Annotated in this window: 17 protein-coding genes; 13 read left to right on the forward strand and 4 right to left on the reverse strand. The window is 68.0% G+C overall.

The window, feature by feature from the left end:
* Nucleotides 1-37: 37 nt before the first annotated feature.
* The 7 genes from EJO69_RS07280 to EJO69_RS07315 all read left to right on the forward strand — a co-directional run bounded on the left by EJO69_RS07280 (nucleotide 38) and on the right by EJO69_RS07315 (nucleotide 6,237).
* Entirely contained in the window at nucleotides 38-1,474 is a 1,437-nt protein-coding gene (locus EJO69_RS07280; RefSeq protein ID WP_006358979.1) for a recombinase family protein, read from the forward strand.
* A gap of 181 nt (nucleotides 1,475-1,655) precedes the next feature.
* Entirely contained in the window at nucleotides 1,656-1,868 is a 213-nt protein-coding gene (locus EJO69_RS07285; protein WP_006215449.1) for a hypothetical protein, read from the forward strand.
* Nucleotides 1,868-2,116, forward strand: a complete 249-nt coding sequence (locus EJO69_RS07290; protein ID WP_006215448.1) for a hypothetical protein — start codon at nucleotides 1,868-1,870, stop codon at nucleotides 2,114-2,116. Before EJO69_RS07285 ends, EJO69_RS07290 begins: the two co-directional genes overlap by 1 nt.
* A gap of 351 nt (nucleotides 2,117-2,467) precedes the next feature.
* Complete coding sequence (locus tag EJO69_RS07300) at nucleotides 2,468-3,880, forward strand: Rep family protein (protein ID WP_245993563.1); 1,413 nt, start codon at nucleotides 2,468-2,470, stop codon at nucleotides 3,878-3,880.
* Nucleotides 3,877-4,467: a hypothetical protein gene (locus EJO69_RS07305; protein ID WP_126040620.1), complete on the forward strand. Its 591-nt coding sequence runs from the start codon at nucleotides 3,877-3,879 to the stop codon at nucleotides 4,465-4,467. Before EJO69_RS07300 ends, EJO69_RS07305 begins: the two co-directional genes overlap by 4 nt.
* The gene (locus EJO69_RS07310) at nucleotides 4,464-5,750 is read left to right on the forward strand and encodes a relaxase/mobilization nuclease domain-containing protein (protein ID WP_126040622.1); all 1,287 of its coding nucleotides are present in this window, start codon (nucleotides 4,464-4,466) and stop codon (nucleotides 5,748-5,750) included. The genes EJO69_RS07305 and EJO69_RS07310 overlap by 4 nt, the downstream gene beginning before the upstream one ends.
* Nucleotides 5,751-5,760: 10 nt before the next feature.
* Complete coding sequence (locus EJO69_RS07315; protein ID WP_006215443.1) at nucleotides 5,761-6,237, forward strand: hypothetical protein; 477 nt, start codon at nucleotides 5,761-5,763, stop codon at nucleotides 6,235-6,237.
* 370 nt (nucleotides 6,238-6,607) lie between these two features.
* Here the strand turns inward: EJO69_RS07315 and merA are convergent, their stop codons facing one another.
* Complete coding sequence (merA, locus tag EJO69_RS07325) at nucleotides 6,608-8,029, reverse strand: mercury(II) reductase (protein ID WP_126040624.1); 1,422 nt, start codon at nucleotides 8,027-8,029, stop codon at nucleotides 6,608-6,610.
* Between the two features lie 105 nt (nucleotides 8,030-8,134).
* On the opposite strand from merA, the gene EJO69_RS07330 reads away from it, so the two are divergent.
* Nucleotides 8,135-8,524 carry a heavy metal-responsive transcriptional regulator gene (locus EJO69_RS07330; protein WP_006215441.1) on the forward strand — a complete coding sequence of 130 codons (390 nt, stop codon included), beginning with the start codon at nucleotides 8,135-8,137 and terminating at the stop codon, nucleotides 8,522-8,524.
* Nucleotides 8,525-8,567: 43 nt separating this feature from the next.
* Here the strand turns inward: EJO69_RS07330 and EJO69_RS07335 are convergent, their stop codons facing one another.
* On the reverse strand, nucleotides 8,568-8,816 hold the full coding sequence (locus tag EJO69_RS07335) for an LLM class flavin-dependent oxidoreductase (protein ID WP_211331380.1): 249 nt from the start codon (nucleotides 8,814-8,816) through the stop codon (nucleotides 8,568-8,570).
* Between the two features lie 296 nt (nucleotides 8,817-9,112).
* Here EJO69_RS07335 and EJO69_RS07340 point away from each other — a divergent pair, with 296 nt between their 5' ends.
* Genes EJO69_RS07340 through EJO69_RS07350 form a run of 3 tightly spaced genes read left to right on the forward strand, consistent with a single transcriptional unit; the run spans nucleotide 9,113 to nucleotide 12,850 of the window.
* Complete coding sequence (locus tag EJO69_RS07340) at nucleotides 9,113-10,117, forward strand: methylenetetrahydrofolate reductase (protein ID WP_126040626.1); 1,005 nt, start codon at nucleotides 9,113-9,115, stop codon at nucleotides 10,115-10,117.
* Between the two features lie 25 nt (nucleotides 10,118-10,142).
* The gene (gene metE, locus EJO69_RS07345) at nucleotides 10,143-12,455 is read left to right on the forward strand and encodes a 5-methyltetrahydropteroyltriglutamate--homocysteine S-methyltransferase (RefSeq protein WP_126040628.1); all 2,313 of its coding nucleotides are present in this window, start codon (nucleotides 10,143-10,145) and stop codon (nucleotides 12,453-12,455) included.
* A 56-nt stretch (nucleotides 12,456-12,511) separates the two neighbouring features.
* Nucleotides 12,512-12,850 carry a DUF4440 domain-containing protein gene (locus tag EJO69_RS07350; protein WP_126040630.1) on the forward strand — a complete coding sequence of 113 codons (339 nt, stop codon included), beginning with the start codon at nucleotides 12,512-12,514 and terminating at the stop codon, nucleotides 12,848-12,850.
* A gap of 211 nt (nucleotides 12,851-13,061) precedes the next feature.
* Here EJO69_RS07350 and clpB read toward each other — a convergent pair whose 3' ends face one another.
* Together clpB and EJO69_RS07360 are read right to left on the reverse strand one after the other, a co-directional pair.
* Nucleotides 13,062-15,671 (reverse strand): ATP-dependent chaperone ClpB, encoded by a 2,610-nt coding sequence (gene clpB, locus EJO69_RS07355; protein ID WP_126040632.1) that lies wholly within the window; start codon nucleotides 15,669-15,671, stop codon nucleotides 13,062-13,064.
* Between the two features lie 125 nt (nucleotides 15,672-15,796).
* Entirely contained in the window at nucleotides 15,797-17,239 is a 1,443-nt protein-coding gene (locus tag EJO69_RS07360; protein WP_126040634.1) for an amidase, read from the reverse strand.
* 174 nt (nucleotides 17,240-17,413) lie between these two features.
* Here EJO69_RS07360 and moaA point away from each other — a divergent pair, with 174 nt between their 5' ends.
* Nucleotides 17,414-18,502: a GTP 3',8-cyclase MoaA gene (gene moaA, locus EJO69_RS07365; protein WP_211331381.1), complete on the forward strand. Its 1,089-nt coding sequence runs from the start codon at nucleotides 17,414-17,416 to the stop codon at nucleotides 18,500-18,502.
* Nucleotides 18,503-18,748, forward strand: a complete 246-nt coding sequence (locus EJO69_RS07370) for a MoaD/ThiS family protein (protein ID WP_126040638.1) — start codon at nucleotides 18,503-18,505, stop codon at nucleotides 18,746-18,748. It begins immediately after the preceding gene.
* Nucleotides 18,749-18,757: the final 9 nt, after the last annotated feature.

Below are 18,757 nucleotides of genomic sequence, written 5' to 3' on the forward strand. Positions count from 1 at the left end.
TCGTGGTTGCAACGCCCGTTCACGTAAGCTTGGTTGCATGGTCGAACTGGTAGCGCTGAGGAAGACGAACGAGGTGGCCGCGTACGTCCGCGCCTCCATGGACCGCAAGGGCGACCGCTGGACGGTCGATACGCAGCTGAGGAAGATCAGGGCGCTGGCCGAGGCCAAGGACTGGAACGTCGTCGAGGTCTACGAGGACAACGCGGTGTCGGCGACGAAGAAGCGCCGCGCTGGCACCCGGTGGGCCGAGATGCTGGACGACGCCCGCGCGGGCCGGTTCTCGATGGTGGTCGCCGTGGACATGGACCGGCTCCTGCGCAGCACGAAGGACCTGAACACGCTGATCGACCTCGGTCTGCGCGTCGTCACCGTGGACGGCGAGATCGATCTCTCGACGGCGGACGGCGAGTTCCGGGCGACGATGCTCGCCGCTCTCGCCCGGTTCGAGGCGCGTCGCAAGGCCGAGCGACAGATCAGGTCGAACGAGCGCCGACGTGCCGAGGGCATCCCCACGTCCGCCTGGAAGGCGTTCGGATGGTCGAGGGAGGGTGAGCTGATCGAGGAAGAGGCCGACGCGGTTCGGCGGGCCTTCGACGCGTTCCTCGGCGAGCCGTCGCTGTCGATCCGGCGCATCCGCGAGGACCTGAACAGCGCTGGTCACCTCACCGCCCGCGGCTCGGAATTCTCCGTCGATGCCGTGCGCTACCTGCTCGCGAACCCGCTTTACTGTGGCTACATCAAGCACTACGCATCCGGCGAGCTGTACCCGGTGCAGGGCGAGGCGTTCCCGCCCATCGTCAGCGAGCAGACGTGGCGGACCGCGGTGGCGAAGCTGGAGGACAACGTGCGGAGGTCGGCCAGGCAGGGCAACCAGCCGAAATACCTCCTGTCGACGATCGGGCTGTGCGGGAAGTGCGGTGCGACGCTCGTCTCGGGGACGAACAGCCGCAAGCAGCCGACGTATCGCTGCGGCGAGCAGTTCCACCTCACCCGCCAACGCGAGCCCGTCGATGCGATGGTCACCGAGGCAGTGCTCACCCGCCTGTCGTCGGTGGACGTGCACGACCTCGTGATGCCGCAGGAGGACGACGGGCCGGACCGCGAGGAGCTGCTGACCGAGCGGAACGCCCTGGTCGAGCGCGTAAAGGAGCTGAGCCCGCTGCTGCGCGACATCCATCAGCCGGTCCTGGAGATCACCGCGGCGATCAACGACGTGAAGGTCCGCATCGACGAGATCGACGCGGAGCTGCTCGACCGCTCGGTATCCGTGGCGGCGAAGCTGCTGGCAGACGTGGAGGAGGCGGTCGGCACCGCGGAGCGTCGCGAGGTTGTCGAGTCGAAGTGGAAGGCGTTGGACATAGACCGCCGCCGGATGCTCGTGGACGAGCTGGTGACTGTGACCATCGAGCCCATCGCGCCCGGTCACGTGAAGTTCGACCCCGACCTCATTCGCATAGAGCCGCGTCGCGACTGACTCATGAGTCAACTCGTCATTGCAATGGTGAGTCGACTCGCGGGAGAGTGGTTGCAGACAAGAAGATCCCACCGGGGCCGCGACTTAGAAGCGCGGGGTTCTGCTCCCGGATGAGTAGCCGGTCAAACAGCCCAACTACCGTGGCGGGGAACCGGAAGATACTCATATCTGAGGACTTCCGATGTCTGTCGTTATCGACGTTCCCCGCGCATCCGCGCTTGACTGCCCTGCTCTCGATCAGGACTCGTCTCCCGTTCCGCATGCTGATGGGCTCGATCCCGTCATCGCCGCCGCCCGCGCCGCCGGTCGCCGAGCCGGTGAGCGCCTGGCACTCACTCCGCTGACGCCGCGACAGCGCGCCGCCGTCGCCGCCGTGATGGGCGGTGGTCGCTGATGAGCGCGAACTCCGCCGCCTTCGATCACCTGACCAGCTTCCGCTGGCGACAGGGCGACCCGTCCCTCGCCGATGGCGAGGCCCAGCTCTACGACCTCGGCGTGCTCCGCTCCGTGCTGGAGGAGGCCGTCGAGATCGCCGTCGCCGACGCCCGCGCCGACGGGGTGACCTGGGCCAGGATCGGCGACGCCCTCGGCGTCACGCATCAGGCTGTCATCAAGCGCTACGGCCGGGGCGGTGGTCGCTGATGCACGCCGACGCACGCAACCTCAGCACCGCACCCGCCGACCTGACCCCGCCCGGAGGGCCTGGCCTGGCACCCGCCGAAGGCGGGCTGCCCATCGCCGTGATGACGGTCCGCAGCCGTGCTTCGCACTCCAAGAGTTTCGGGGGCCTCATTCGTTCCTACGGGCGCGGCAAGGGCTTGTCGATTGCCGCGCCTTGCAACAACGCGCCTGGTCAGAAGCCGATTCCGTCTTCGCTGCGTCGCGTCGCCTCGCGGGTTCATTTGAGGTCTCATTTGGGGGTCAATACGGGGTCATTTAGGCGCCGCACCCCCTCTGCGGCCCTCCACGCCGCCTGCGACGGGGGTGGTCGCCGTGGCTAAGCAGGAGAACAACCCGACGAGCATCGGGCTCACGCAGTACCTCGATCCGTCGTACTGGACCTGGGCTGCCGAGGACCCGAACGGGGCCGCGCTGCTCGAGCAGGGAGCCGGGGCGATCCTCGCCTACGTCGCGCAGCGGCTCGAGGCCATCGGCTGCGGGGTCATCGAGGCCTACGGAATCGTGCACGACAAGGATGAGCGCGAGGTCTGGAGCGACACGGAGAAGGCTCTGGTGGTCGAGCCGAAGCCCGATCACCTGCACGCGGTCATCAAGTTCGCCAGCCGTGCGAAGAGCGCGCCGCTGGATCGGCTCGCGTTCGGCATCGGCGTCGAGCCCCAGTACGTCGAGAAGCCGGGCCGCGGTCGGTACGCCTTCGACAACATGCTGTCGTACCTGACTCACGTGAAGTATGCGGACAAGCATCAGTACGCGCCGTCGGAGGTCGCCACGGTGCGCGGGCCGGACTACCTCGGGATCGACGCCCAGCGCCGGGAGACCTGGCTCAAGGGGCGCGCCCACGTGAAGAAGAAGGTCGTCGCGGAGAACTTCGAGGACATGCGGGAGCGGGTGCTGCAGGGCGAAATCACGCGGGATCAGATCATGCTCACGGACGAACTGTTCGACATCTACTCGCGGCATCAGCGGGAGATCGACGACGCGCTGTCGGCCTACGGCCAGCGCCGCGCGTACCGGGCGGCCGCGAAGCTGCGCGCCGGTGCCTTCTCGACGCACGTGGTGTTCGTCCACGGGGATGCCGGGATCGGCAAGACTCGGTTCGCAACGGATTTCATCACCGAGGCGATTAGCGCGGCCAATGCACATGGCGAGCGGTGGCAGGTCTACCGTGCCGCGACGGGGAACCCATTGGATGACTGGCGGGGCGAGGAGGTGCTGCTGCTGGACGATCTGCGGGCCTCGGCGATGGACGCGAACGATTGGCTGCTGCTGCTCGATCCGTATAACGCCTCGCCTGCGAAGGCTCGGTACAAGAACAAGGGCGAGGTGGCTCCGCGCCTCATCGTGATTACGGCGACGATCGAGCCGGTCGAGTTCTTCTACTACGCCCGCCAGAAGGGCAACGTGGACGAGGCGCTGGACCAGTTCATCCGCCGCCTGGCGTCGGTCGTGAAGGTCTACCGCGCCGACGACATCAACCGCTACCTCGTGCAGCACATCGGGAAGATCGAGCCCTACGAGTGGCACCAGTGCAGCATCCCGACCGCCGCGCACACGCCCGGCATGTACGGCAACGCGTACCACCAGAACGCCGGGTCGCGGGAACTGACGTACGGTCCGGAGACCTCGGCGGAACACGACGCGGACGGTGCGGTCGCGGAGCTGCTCAGCGGGCTCGCGGTGCGAAGTCCGGACGTGCCGCTGGCGCTGATCGAAGGTGCCGCATGAGCACCGATCAGCATTCGCTCTTCCAGGGGGTCGAGGGGGCCGGAGGCCCCTCGCAAGCAGGGCTGGAGGACACGAGCGTCAGCGATGTGTCCGACAGGCCTACTGCTTGCCACTCTGGCGTACAGGTGGAGCAGCAGACCGACTCCCAGGTGAACACCGGTCGGGCTGATGCGGAGGCTGTGCGTCAGAGTCACGGCGGCGCGAAGCGTCGTCGTGGGGGCCGCGCGAAGCTCGATACCGACTTCGGGGAGGAGACGCTCGCGGCGCTTCGCACTCTTGCGAAGCGGCTCGGGCTGGCTCCGAGCACGTGGGTACGGACCGTCGTACGCGATGCCCTCCACGCCTCCCGCTCGGAGGAGTTGGACGCCGCCGTGGCGGCGCACCTGCTCGGGGTCGAGGCGCGTGTGCAGGCGTCGGCGGACGCTCGTGAGCTGGCTGCCCAGGTGCGCCCGCTGGCGATCAACGTCAACGACTTGGATCGCCGCGCGCGCGCCGGTGAGGCGGTGGCGCTGTCGTCGGAGGTGCCCGAGCTGATCGAGCTGCTGCGCGAGGTCCGCGCCTTGCTCGGGGATCGGACGGCCGCATGAGCACCACCCACTACAGCCCGAGCACCAGCGCCGCCGACGCCGAGCGCTATATCCGCGGGAAGGAGGACGAGCGGGGCGTCGCGATCACGTGCGAAGTGCCGGGAGGCCCTGGCGCATTCTCGGCGCGCGCACGGGCGCTCACGCAGAACACCACGCGCGAGGTCGAGGCGCTGCATTACCGGCAGTCTTTCAGCGACGAGGAGTTCGACCCGAAGAACCCGGAGCACGTGCAGCGGGTGAACGATCTCGGCTATCAGCTCGCGAAGAGGATGCACCCCGACTCGGACTGCCTCGTGGTCAGTCACGTGGATGGCCGGGGCAGAAAGCCGCATAACCACATCTTGGTCATCAATCACAGCAACCGGACCGGAAAGGCGCTCTCGGACTACCGGACGTTCCACGATCGCAAGGCCGGGAACCAGCGGGGCGTGCAGTCGGCGAACGACGAGCTGATGCGAGAGCACGGGCTCTCGGTCGTGAAGCGGCTGGAGCACGCGCCGAAGGACTGGGAGCTGCGCCGCGAGGACTTCGAGGAGGGCGGGCTCGACCGCGAGATGGGTGACCGGATGAGCGCCGCACTGGCCGACCCCCGCGTGGTGGACAAGGCCGGTCTCGAAGCGGTGATCGAGGAGCAGAACCAGCAGCTCGACGACGCCGGGGAACGTGTGCCGAGGATGCGGCTGCACAGCCCCGTCAGCAAGAAGGGCAAGCGCGCCGGGCAGGAGACCTGGACGCTCTACATCGAGGACCGCCGCGGCGAGTCCGGCCGCGCCGATCGCCGCAAACGCGCGAGCGCGCTCTCGGCGGACTTCACCCCGGAGGGCGCGCAGGCGTTCTTCGACTACCACCAGCAGCAGAAGGAGCAGGAACATGAGCGCAGCGCTCGACAGGCTGAAGCAGCAGAACGGGCCCGTGCAGTCGCCGCAGCCGCTCGGCAGTCCGGAGACGATGGAGCTGTTGACCTCGATCCTCGCCGCCGTCGAGGCGCAGAATACGAGGATTGCCACGCTGACCGAGCAGCAGAAGAAGCTCGCGGGGTTCGTGAAGGTCATGGACGAGGAGACGACGAGGCGGCTGGAGCGGATCACGACCCCGGCGTCGACCTCCTCGCCCTCCAGCGACGTGTCCGCGAGGATCGCGAGTATCGAGAGCAGGCAGAACGAGATCGCGAGCACGCTCGGCGAGTTCGCGCAGAGTCTCAACGGCGAGAGCTTGAACGCCGCGTCGCGAACCTTGGTCGCGGAGGCGCAGAAGAATCGCGCGGCTACGGCCTCGGCGATTGAGGGTCTGAAGGTGCAGGCCACAACGAACCAGAAGCTTGTGAGCCAGGTCGGCGGCGCGGTGCAGCGGATCGAGAAGCGTACTGAGGAGCGGGTCGAGAAGGCCGTCGAGCAGGTCGCCGGGGAGGCCTCGGCCACGATGACCGCGAACCTCGACGCCTCGAACGAGCGCGCCGAGCGGATGATGGCGGCGACGGCGAAGCTCGAAGCGCGTCAGCTCTGGTCGGCCGCCGCTGCGATGTGCCTCGCCCTGCTGCCGGTGGTCGTGGTCGTCGCCGGGCTCTGGATGGGCATCGCCGGTCTCATCACGGGCGCTCAGTGGGCGCTCGACGTGGACGGGCGCATCTGGCTCGGCATCGGGCGCTGGCTCGTGGTCTCCGTGGGTCTCGCCGGGGCCGGCTACGGGCTCTTCGCGTCCGTCCGCTCGGCCGCCGGTCTCGTGGAGACGTGGAAGGGTCGCGGGGTGCCGAAGTGGCCGAGGTGGCGATGATGGCTGGATCCGCTCGAGCTACCGGTTCCGATCAGCGGTCGAAGGATTTTCGCAGCAGCCGGTCCTGCGGCCTCGGTGCCGCCGCCCTAACCTGACGAGCATCCCCGCCGTGACGGCCATCACGACGGCGATCCCGGCACCGATGATCCAGGGGTTACCGAGGAGCCCACCGACGCCCGCGAGTGCTCCGCCCGCCGCGATGAGCGGCAGGCCGCAACAGAGCAGCAACGGAAGCGCGCAGCATGCCAGCAAGAGCAGTCCGGTCCCTGCAGCGACGACGGGACCGGCGCGCCGTTCGTCGCGGTCCTGATCGGCGCTCGTCGTCTGCACCTCTTCAGGATGAGATCTCCCCGATTGCCTGCGCTGCCGGTCATGCGCAGCACGACAGCAGCGACGGGTCGGTGGTGAAGGCCTTCGTGGCGATCCGGATGCCCTCGGCCATCGTCAGGTAGGGAGCCCAGGCGTCGGCGATCTCGGCGACGGTCTTGCCGAGCACGTGGACACCGGCGGCGGCGAGCTCTCCGGCGTCCTTGGCGACGGCGGTCAGGCCGAGGATCTCGTTCGTGTCGGCGTTCACGACGATCTTGATGAACCCGCGGGTGTCGCGGTTGACCAGCGCGCGGGGCACGTGGTGCAGCGGCAGGACGCGGCAATCGCAGCGGATCCCCGCAGCAAGCACTTCCTTCTCGGTCATCCCGACCGCTCCGATCGCGGGCCCGGTGAACGTCACCCGCGGCAGGCGGGAATAGTCGACGGCACGATCGGCGTCGGCGAACGCGTTCTCGGCGACGAGGGTGCCGTGGTGGGCGGCGACGTAGACGAACTCGGGGTGCCCGGTCACGTCGCCCGCGGCCCAGATCCGCGGGTTCGAGGACCGCAGCCGGTCGGAGACGACCACCTCGCCGGAGTCCCCGGTCTTCACCCCGACCGCATCGAGGTTCAGGCCATCGGTGACGGGACGGCGTCCGAGGGCGACGAGCACCTGCTCGGCGCGGAACTCCTGCGAGTCGCCGGACACGTCGGCGGTCACGACGGCCTCGCCTCCCGTGCCGCGGGAGACCCGGGTGGGCACCACGCGGCGGACGACGCGGATGCCTTCGTCGGCGAACGCCTCCTGAAGCGCCTTGGACACCTCCGGCTCCTCCTTCGAGGCGAGCCGGGACCGCACCAGCAGCGTGACCTGCGAGCCGAGGCGAGCGAACAGCTGCGCCTGCTCCAGGGCGACGTAGCCGCCGCCGAGCACCAGCAACGACTCAGGAACCTCAGCGAGTTCCATTGCCGTGGTCGAGGTCAGGTACCCGGTCTCCTCCAGGCCGTCGATCGGCGGAGCCCACGGGCGAGAACCAGTCGCGACCAGGAAGTGGTCGGCCTCGATGGTCTCGACCGTCCCGTCGCCGGCGATGATCTCCAGTACCGGGGCGTCTGGGCCGCCGGCGAACGATGCATCGCCGCGGCGGACCTGCCAGCCGTAGGAGTCGGCGACGTCGGCGTACTTCTCGCCGCGCAACGACTCGACCAGCGCCTGCTTCCCGGCGATCAGCGCAGGCATGTCCACTGTCTCAGCCGTCGCCGCGATCCCCGGGAACCGGCCTGAAGCGTCGGCGGCGACGTGACGGGTGTCGGCAGCGGCGATGAGGGCCTTCGACGGCACGCAGCCGGTGTTCACGCAGGTGCCGCCGAGCGTCCCGCGCTCGATCATCACCACCGACTTGCCGAGCGTGGTCGCACGGATGGCGGCGGCGAATGCTCCGCCTCCGGATCCGATGATGGCGAGGTCGTACTTGGTAGGCATCGCTGCTCCTGTCAGTCCTTGGCTTTCTGCTCTGTCTCAGCCATACTGGACCTTCCAGTGCAGGGGAAGGTCAAGCCTGCTCCTGCCGAACGATCGGAGGCCGCGATGCGCATCGGAGAACTCGCCGAACGCGCGGGCACCACGGCGAAGACGCTCCGCTTCTACGAGGGGCAGGGGCTGCTTCCGCCGGCCGAGCGCACGCAGTCCGGCTATCGCGACTACGCACCCGAGACGGTCGCCCGGATCGACTTCGTCCACCGCGGCCAGGCCGCGGGCCTCACCCTCGCCCAGATCCGCCAGATCCTCGACATCCGCGACGGCGGCCATGCGCCCTGCGAGCACGTGCGCGACCTGCTTGACGTGCGCCTCGCTGAGATCGAGCAGCAGATCGCGCAGCTCTCCGTGCTGCGCGACACTATCGCGGACCTCAGACAGGACGCCGCGCACCCGGACCCTGAAACGTGCAGCACCGATCAAGTGTGTAGGTACTTGTAGACGACGGTAGCCAATGACTCCAACGCTACAACCCCGATATGCGCTACCGCATGTCAATGACCCCGGTGCCGATCTCGATCCTCTCGGTTCGGGCTCCGATCGCGGCGAGCAGCGGAAACGGTGAAGCGAGCTGCCGAGCGAAGTGGTGGACCCGGAAGTAGGCCCCGTCCGCCCCGAGCTCCTCGGCAGCGACGGCGAGGTCGATGCTCTGGAGGAGCGAATCGGAGGCGGAGCGGACCTGGGAGGTCGGGTGGTCGGTCCAATGTCCGAACGAGAGAAAGCCGATCTTCATACCGCCCTCAACGCAGGGCCCACGCAGGGCATTCCCCCACCCAGCGGACGACCGGCCCGTCTGCTCTCCGAGACGTACGTATCACCTTCTGGACAGAGTGTGACGCTGAGGGAATGTCGGAGAAGATGGGGGCATGTTCGCGCCTGTGATGACGATGACCCGCTCCGCCGGGGATCTTCGCGCGCGAATGTGCAGCTGACTCCTTGAGCTTCCCGGGGCTTTCCCCGGCATGCTCACACGAAACCTTTCAACGGCCCGAAAGCGTATTGTCAGAGCACACGTCAAAGGAATCTCTTATGTCGTCAATCTTCGGTGGACCCCTCGTATCCTTCGAGCTCATGCCGCCCCGCAATCCCGATAACGCTCCAAAGTTCTGGGGCACCGTCAAGCGCCTCATGGATTTTCGTCCCGACTTCGTCTCGGTCACCTACGGTGCCGGCGGCAGGAATGCGGACACGGCGCACGAGGTCATCGCCCAGCTGGTCCGGCACACCCCCGTCCAGCCGATCGCCCACTTCACGTGCGTCGGCATGTCCCGCGCCGGCGTCTACGAGGAGCTCGCGAAGTACCTGCGCACGGGGGTGCGCACCTTCCTCGCGCTGCGGGGCGACCCGCCGGTCGGGGATCCCGACTGGTCCCCCGCACCCGACAGCCTCCAGTCGGCCGTCGAGCTGGTCGCCGCGATCCGCGAGATCGAGGAGAAGACCTGCGCCGAATCCCCCTCGGCAGCCCTGCGAAAGGCTTTCCGCCCCCTCACCATCGCCGTCGCCGCGTTCCCGAACGGCAACCCTGCCGCCGGCACGAACGTCGATGACGAGGTGAACCGCCTGCTCGTCAAGCAGGCGGCGGGGGCGAGCTTCGCGATCACCCAGCTGTATTGGGATCCGAGCGTCTATGTCGACTTCGTGGCGCGCAGCCGCCGTGCGGGCGTCCACATCCCGATCGTGCCGGGCATCCTGCCGCCCGTGGAATCGCGTCGCCTCCACCGCACAGCCGAGCTGACCGGGATCGTTGCCCCACGCGGGCTGCTCGAGTCGATGGAGGAGGCGGAGCGGGCCGATGCCGAGAGCGGCGAGAGCACCCACGCGTACGACATCGGGGTGTCCTACGCGGCCTGGCTCGCCCGGCAGGCTCTCGAGGCGGGCGCCCCCGGCCTCCATCTCTACACCTTCAACCGGGCGGAACCGTCCCTCGACGTCCTTCGCCGCCTCGGCATCACCCATGACGAGCCCGACGATCATGCCCTGCGGCCCGTGCCGACAGCGTCCGCCGTCAGCCTCTCACCCCAGTACCAGATCTGATCCGACACACACCAAGGGAAAATACATGTCACTGCCATCCACCATCCTCGGATATCCGCGAATCGGGCGTAAGCGCGAGCTCAAGAAGGCGGTCGAGTCCTACTGGGCCGGCGGTATCGACGCCGACGGTCTCGCGGCCGCCGAAGCAGAACTCCGCCGGGCGAACCTCGCCCGCCTCGTTGAGCTCGGCCTCGGCGCGGACGACTCCTCGCTTCCGGAGAACTCCTCACTGTACGACCAGGTACTCGACGTCACCCACCTCCTCGGGGCGGCGCCCGAGCGCTTCGCCGGCCGGGAGGGCCTCGACCTGTACTTCGCGCTGGCGCGCGGCGACTCGTCCGTCGCCCCGCTCGAGATGACGAAGTGGTTCGACACGAACTATCACTACCTCGTCCCCGAGATCGGCCCCGATACTCCGATCTCGTTCGCGAACCGGGATGTTGTCGACCGCTTCACGCAGGCGAAGGGGTGGGGCTACACGACCCGTCCCGTCATCGTCGGCCCCGTCACCTACCTCGTCCTGTCGAAGCCGGCCGGCGAGAACGGCAGCCCCCTCGATCGCCTCGATGATGTCGTCGCCGCCTACGGAGAGCTCCTCACCGCGCTCGCCGAGGCCGGCGCCCAGTGGGTCCAGTTCGATGAGCCGGCGCTTGTCTCGGATAATCTCACCGTCCCCCGCACCGAGATCGCCCACCTCGTCGAGCAGGTCTGGACGGGCCTGGCGGCACGCGAGAACCGCCCCAACATCCTCCTCGCCGCACCCTACGGCGATTCCTCGGCCGTCTTCCCCGCCCTTGTGAGGACGGGTGTCGAGGCGATCGGCGTCGACCTCGACCGCGGCACACTCCCGACGCCGGAGTCCCTCGCGAACGAGGGGGTCAGCCCCTCGGATCTGGCCGGACGGACCCTTGTCGCCGGCGTGGTCGACGGCCGCAATATCTGGGCGACCGACCTCTCTGCGGCTGCCGAGAAGCTCGAGGCCGCCCGGGGGCTTGGAGCCGATGTCCTTGTCGGCACCGCCACCTCCCTCCAGCACGTCCCCCACGACACGGCCCTTGAAACCTGGGACGATCCCGCGCTCAACGAGAACCTCCACGCCTGGCTCGCCTTCGCGGACCAGAAGGTCGGTGAGGTCGTCCTCCTCGACCGCGGCATCCGCACCGGCCTCGACTCCATCAGGGCTGAGCTCGATGCGAACGCCGCTGTCCTCGCGCAGCGCGCCGCGACCGAGGGTGTCTCGGTCCCCGCAGTCCGCGAGCGCGTCGCCGCCCTGACGGGTGCGGATCGGACGCGCGGCGACTATGCCGAGCGCCGGGCCGCCCAGGCGGCACGCCTCGGTCTGCCGGACCTGCCGACCACGTCGATCGGCTCCTTCCCACAGACCGCCGAGGTGCGCCAGGCCCGCGCCGCGCACGCCCGGGGCGACATCGACAACGCGGCGTACGAGGCGCGGATGAAGGAGGAGATCGAGCGCACGATCCGTCTTCAGGAGGAACTCGACGTCGATGTCCTCGTCCACGGCGAGGCCGAGCGCAATGACATGGTCCAGTACTTCGCGGAGCTGTTCGACGGCTTTGCGGTGACGAAGCACGGCTGGGTCCAGTCCTACGGTTCGCGATGCACGAGGCCCTCGATCCTCTGGGGTGACGTGGCGAAGTCGCGGGAGATGACGGTGCCGTGGTGGTCCTACGCCCAGTCGCTCACCGACCGTCCCGTCAAGGGCATGCTCACCGGGCCCGTCACGATCATCGCCTGGTCGTTCGTCCGCCGGGACATTCCCCTCTCCGAGGTCGCTGACCAGATCGCTCTGGCCCTGCGGGATGAGGTGGCCGCTCTGGAGGAGGCCGGCGCAGCCGTCATCCAGGTCGATGAGCCGGCCCTTCGCGAGCTGCTCCCCCTCGATCAGTCGAGGCACGCCGACTACCTTGCCTGGTCGGTGGGAGCATTCAACGCCGCGACGGCGGGAGTCGAGCCCGCGACGCAGATCCACACCCACCTCTGCTACTCGGAGTTCGGGCAGATCATCGACGCGATCGCGGCACTCGACGCGGATGTCACCTCAATCGAGGCAGCCCGCTCACGCATGGAGGTGCTCCCCGATCTCAAGGAGCACGGCTTCGCGCAGGGCGTCGGCCCGGGCGTGTGGGACATCCACTCCCCCCGTGTGCCGTCCGTCGAGGAGCTGACCTCCCTGCTCGAGCTCGCCGTCGAGTCCGTCGATCCGGACCTGCTCTGGGTCAACCCGGACTGCGGCCTCAAGACGCGCGGCTACGAGGAGACGATCGCCTCCCTCACGAACCTGGTCGCCGCGGCGAAGGCCGTCCGCGCCACAATCTGATCGACTGATCTGTCTGGGGCTGCTCACGCAGCCCCAGACTCATCTACAGTGCTGCCATGGCACTCCTCGATGACCTGCTGGCCTACGAACACCGTCTCTCCTCTGCGGATATTGGCTTCTATCGGCATATCTGCAGACCCGATGCCCTGTTCATCATGCCGGGCATGATCGCGTCCCTCGAGGAGGCGATCGCGGGGCTCGAGCAGTCCCCGCCCTGGGACAGCGTCGATCTGTCCGACGTGTCGCTGCGCATGCTCGGCTCGAACGCCGCCGCGATCATCTACCGATTCACTGGCACCCGCGGGACGGCGACCTACAGAGCCGACATGGTGTCCACGTATGAGAACAGAGGTGGATGGCGACTCGTCCTCCATCAGCAGACGCCGCTTGCCTGAACCGGACCACTGACGGCCGTCCTGCTGGGCGCGCTGCCTGATGACTGTGCCTATGGCTGTGCCTGATGGCGCCTGAAGGACACTCGCGTGTTGCCGCATGGCCGCAGGCGCTGCTCACACATCAGAATCGGCTCTGTCCTTGAACGAAGGACAGACGGCTGTGGGGCCAGCCGCTCATCGCGGCTGGCCCCACAGGGTCGATCGACCGGTGTCAGGCGACCGGTTCGGTGGAGACGACGGTGAGGGTCATACCCTGGCCGAGATCCTCGGGGGAATCGACCATGACGGTGTCGCCGTCGCTGACCGTGCCGGCGAGGATGAGCCTGGCGAGCTCGTCGCCGATCTCCCGCTGGATGAGGCGGCGGAGCGGCCGGGCACCGTAGGCGGGATCGTATCCCTCGACGGCCAGGTAGTCCCGCGCTCTCGGGGTGACATCGAGTGTGATCCGGCGGCTCTGGAGCCGCTGTGCCAGGTGCGCGACCTGAAGCTCGACGATGCTGGCGATCTCGCTCATGCCGAGTGGCCTGAAGTAGACGATGTCATCGAGGCGGTTGAGGAACTCAGGCTTGAAGGCTCCCTGGACTGTCCGGTCGACAGCCGCCCTCTTCTCCTCCTCGCTCAGCGTCGGGTCCGCGAGGAACTGTGAGCCGAGGTTCGAGGTGAGGATGAGGATGACGTTGCGGAAGTCGACCGTCCTGCCCTGACCATCGGTCAGTCGACCATCGTCGAGTACCTGGAGGAGGATGTCGAAGACCTCCGGGTGGGCCTTCTCGACCTCGTCGAGGAGGACGACGGCGTAGGGCCGTCGGCGCACCGCCTCGGTCAGCTGACCGCCCTCCTCATAGCCGACGTAGCCCGGAGGCGCACCGACGAGACGGGCAACCGAGTGCTTCTCCGAGTACTCCGACATATCGATTCGGATCATGGCCCGCTCATCGTCGAAGAGGAAGTCCGCGAGCGACTTCGCGAGCTCCGTCTTGCCGACGCCGGTCGGGCCGAGGAACAGGAACGAGCCGGTGGGCCGATTCGGGTCCGCGATGCCCGCACGGCTGCGCCGCACAGCGTCCGACACGGAGGCGACGGCCTCCTTCTGACCGACGAGGCGCTGGCCGATGACGTCCTCCATGTGGAGGAGCTTCTCGGTCTCGGTCGCGAGCAGCCGGCCGACGGGGATGCCGGTCCAGGCGGCGACCACCTGGGCGATCTCGTCCGCGTCGACATGCTCGGCGATCATCGGCTCGAGGCCGTCATCCGGGGACTCGTCCGCCTCACCCTCGGCGATTCTCTGCTCGACCTCGGGGATGTCGCCGTTCTGGATCCGGCCGGCATCCTCATAGCGGCCCTCGCGGATCGCCCGCTCGAGTTCCGTGCGGAGCTCGTCGAGCCTCACCTTGAGGTCGCCGACGCGGTTGCGGCCGGCCTTCTCGTTCTCCCACCGGGCATTGAGTGCGGCGAGCTCCTCCGACCTGTCGGCGAGTTCGCTGCGGATCTTGTCGAGCCGCTCGGCATCCGTGTCATCACCAAGCGTGTCGACGAGGTAGGACTCCTCCATCTTCAGCCGGTCGACCTGGCGCTGGAGGGTGTCGATCTCCTCGGGCGAGGAGTCGAGCTCCATGCGCAGCCGTGACGCCGCCTCATCGACGAGATCGATCGCCTTGTCGGGGAGCTGACGGCCGGAGATGTAGCGATCGGACAGCTCCGCCGCCGCGACGAGCGCACCGTCGGAGATCGTCACCTTGTGGTGGGCCTCGTACTTGGGGGCGATGCCGCGGAGGATCGCGACCGTGTCATCGACCGAGGGCTCGCCGACAAAGATCTGCTGGAACCGCCGCTCGAGCGCCGGGTCCTTCTCGATGTTCTCGCGGTACTCGTCGAGCGTGGTCGCACCGACGAGGCGCAGCTCGCCGCGGGCCAGCATGGGCTTGAGCATGTTGCCCGCGTCCATCGACCCATCCGAGCCGCGGCCCGCACCGACGACGGTGTGGAGCTCGTCGATGAAGGTGACGATCTCACCGTCGGAGTCCTTGATCTCCTGGAGGACCGCCTTGAGGCGCTCCTCGAACTCCCCGCGGTACTTGGCGCCCGCCACCATGGCGGCGATGTCGAGGGCGATGAGTCGCTTGCCGCGCAGAGACTCGGGCACATCGCCGTCGACGATGCGCTGGGCGAGGCCTTCGACGACGGCGGTCTTGCCGACGCCGGGCTCACCGATGAGGACGGGGTTGTTCTTCGTGCGGCGCGAGAGGACCTGGACGACCCGGCGGATCTCCGTGTCCCGGCCGATGACCGGGTCGAGCTTGCCGTCGCGGGCGATCTGGGTGAGGTCCTGGCCGTACTTCTCGAGCGCGTCGTACGTGCCCTCGGGGTCCGGGGAGTCGACGCGTCGGCTGCCGCGAACCTGGCCGAGGACGTCCTGCAGCTGGTCACGGCCGGCGCCGGCCGAGCGGAGGATGTCGCCAGCGCTCGACTGCGAGGCCGCGAGCCCCATGAGGAGGTGTTCGGTCGAGACGTAGGCGTCGCCGAGCGCGGTCGCCTCCTTCCCCGCATCCGACAGCACGAGGCTGAACGGACGGGAGGCGGCCGGTTGGGCGACTGAGGAACCCTGCGCGCCGGGAAGCGCGGTGAGCGTCGCCTGTACGCGCTGATTGAGGGCACCCCGATCGACGCCGATCGCGTCGAGCATACCGATGGCGACGCCCTCGTTCTGCCCGAGCAGGGCGGCGAGGAGATGAATCGGTTCGAGCTGAGGATTGCCGGCCCGGACTGCCATCTCCAGCGCGGAGGAGATGGCCTCCTGCGACTTGGTTGTCAGCTTATCCATGAGACTCCTTCACGTACTGATGCTTCACAGGATAGAACGCAGATAAACTTGAGTCTATTCCACTCAACTCTGGATGTGGTGCCAACCTCGGTGCACGCGGGTCCGGACCAGAGTCCGCTGGGCCCTCACCGGGAGTGATCGAGCCCCGGTTCGCGGATGGTCGGCCACGGATCCGCCTGCTCGATGTCACGGGCGAGGGAGAGGAGCAGAGCATCCCCGCCCGGCCGCACCGCCCCGAGCATGGCGCCGAAGGGAAGCTCGACCCCATCGACCTCGGCTCGATGGACGGGCAGGGTGATCGAGGCGTTGCCCGTCATGTTCCACGCGCTCGCCCACGGCGTGAACCTCATCTGCGCCTCGAAGTCCGCCTTCCCGTCGGGGAGCCTGATCTCCCCCGGGTGGACGGGCGGACCGGACAGGGTCGGGGTGAGGATGACATCGACATCGGACCAGCCGGTCGCCGCCTTGCGGGCGAGCGTCTGGACGGCGCTGATGGCGATCGCGAAGTCGGCGGCGCTCAGCCTGCGCCCCTCCTCCCGCAGCCACCGCGTCAAATCGGTGACGGACTCCTCGTCCTCCTTCGACAGGGGGATCGCTGCGGCCGCACCCGTCCAGAGCGGCATGAAGGCGAGCCAGTCCTCGGGCGTGAAGGGTCTGTGCACTCGTGTCACCGAATGCCCGAGGGATTCGAGGGTGCCTGCGAGCCGGAGGGCCGCCTCTTCGGCGTGGGGATAGAGGTCGACGGAGTCGACATTGAGCGGCTCGAGGAGCAGCCCGATCCGCAGCAGGCCAGTGGCCTTTCTGCTCGCCTCAAGGTAGCTGCCCGCAAGGTCAAGCACCTCATCGCGAGGCGCGTGATAGCTCTCGCCCGGCCACGGCTTCGCGAGCACGTCGAGCAGGGCCGCCGAGTCCTCGACCGTGCGGGTGATGACCCCGTGGGTTGTCAGACCGGATCCACTGACCCCGGCCGGTCCCGGCGAGACAACCCCACGCGAGGCCTTGAAGCCCACCGCGCCGCAGGCGGCGGCGGGAATGCGGATGGAGCCGCCGCCGTCGGAGGCGTGGGCGGCAGGGACCATGCCGGTCGCCACGGCCGCGGCCGCGCCGCCCGAGGAACCTCCGGCGGTTCTGCTGACATCCCACGGGGTGCGGGCGGGCGGCCCGATCTCCGGTTCCGTGTAGGCGGGGAAGCTGAACTCCGGGGCCGACGTCTTGCCGACCATGAGGGTCCCCGCCTCCTTCAGCAGCGTGACGACGCCATCGTCCTGCTGGGCGACATTGCCGACGAAGATGGCGGCGCCCTGCTCCCAGGGCTGGCCGGCGACCGGGGTCGCGTCCTTAATCGGGAGCGGCACCCCGTCGAATGGTCGAGTGGAACCCTGCGCCACCCGCGCATCCGTCTCGTCCGCCTGCCGGCGCGCCAGCTCTTCGGTCAGATGCGCGAAGGCGCCCACCTCGGGGAAGTCGGCGATGCGGGCAAAGGTATGGTCGAGGACCTCGTGGGCCGAGACCTCGGCGGATCGGATGGATGCGGCGAGCTCGAGTGCGCTCAGTTCATGGATAGACATTGAACCTCCTCCGACCATCCTACGAACGATGCAGGATAGATCACAGAATCCACCCTCCGCCTGTGAGACTGAAGTCCCTGGGTCAGCGTTCTCATGTTGTCTGCGTGTCGTGGCCAACATGCATTTCCACATGCAAACCTGGAGAAAATGGGCACTCTGCCATATCTTGGAGGCATGAGTGGAAGTGTCGTTTTGGGAATCCCGTCCGTGCGCAGCGCAGTGCCGGACGTGTCGGAGCGCCCAGACACTCCGCTTCTCACAGACCGCTTCGGCCGGATCGGCCGCGATCTGCGGGTCTCCCTCACCGACAAGTGCAACCTGCGATGCCAGTACTGCATGCCTGCCGAGGGCATCGACCCGCTTCCCAGCGATCGGCTCCTCACCGACGACGAGATCGTCCGCCTCATCAGCATCTCCCTCACCCACCTCGGGGTCGAGGAGGTCCGGTTCACAGGCGGCGAGCCGCTGCTGCGCAAGGGTCTCGAATCGATCGTCACCGCCGCATCGCAGATGACGAATCACCTCGGCCACAAGCCCGAGCTGTCGCTCACGACCAATGCCCTTGGGCTCTCGAAGAGGGCAGCGAAACTCAAGGCTGCAGGCCTCGACCGCGTCAACATCTCCATCGACTCGATCGAGCCGGAGGTCTACGCACGCCTCACGCGGCGCGACCGGCTCAAGGATGCGGTCGAGGGAGCGAGGGTGGCTCAGGAGGTCGGCCTGACCCCGGTCAAGATCAACGCCGTCCTCATGCCCGGCGTCAATGACGATCAGGCGGTGCCGCTGCTCAAGTTCTGCCTCGACAACGGCTACCAGCTGCGCTTCATCGAATACATGCCGCTCGGCCCGCGAGGCTCGTGGAAGCGCAGCGACATGATCACCGCCGAGGACATCCTCGGCATGCTCGAGACCGAGTTCGAGCTGACGCCACTGGGCGACACGGTGCGCGGCACCTCACCCGCCGAGCTGTGGGAGGCCTCGAGCCCCCATCACCCCACCGGCAGTGTCGGCATCATCGCCTCGGTCACCCGCCCGTTCTGCGGCACCTGCGACCGCACCCGCCTGACGGCGGACGGCAAGATCCGCAACTGCCTTTTCGGGGACTCCGAGATCGACCTCATGGGAATGATGAGGGGCGGGGCGACCGACGAGGAGATCGCCAACCTGTGGCGCGGTGCGATGTGGGTCAAGAAGGCCGGTCACGGCATCGACGATGAGGGCTTCCTCCAACCGGATCGCCCCATGAGTGCAATAGGTGGATAAATGGTAGAGATACGATACTTCGCTTCCGTGGCCGAGGCCGCGGGCACACCGACCGAGCTCATCGCCATTCCCGATGGCATGACCGCCGGCCAACTCCGCTCGCAGCTCGCCCATCAGAGGCCGGGTGAATTCTCCCGCCTAGTCGGCATCTCCGCCCTGCTCGTCAACGGCGTGAGCGCCGATGACGTCACGGTCCTCCCGGAACGCGCGAAGGTCGACGTTCTGCCGCCCTTCGCGGGCGGATGAGAAGCACCC

Origin of the sequence: Flaviflexus salsibiostraticola, from assembly GCF_003952265.1 — a bacterium.
GTDB lineage: Bacteria > Actinomycetota > Actinomycetes > Actinomycetales > Actinomycetaceae > Flaviflexus > Flaviflexus salsibiostraticola.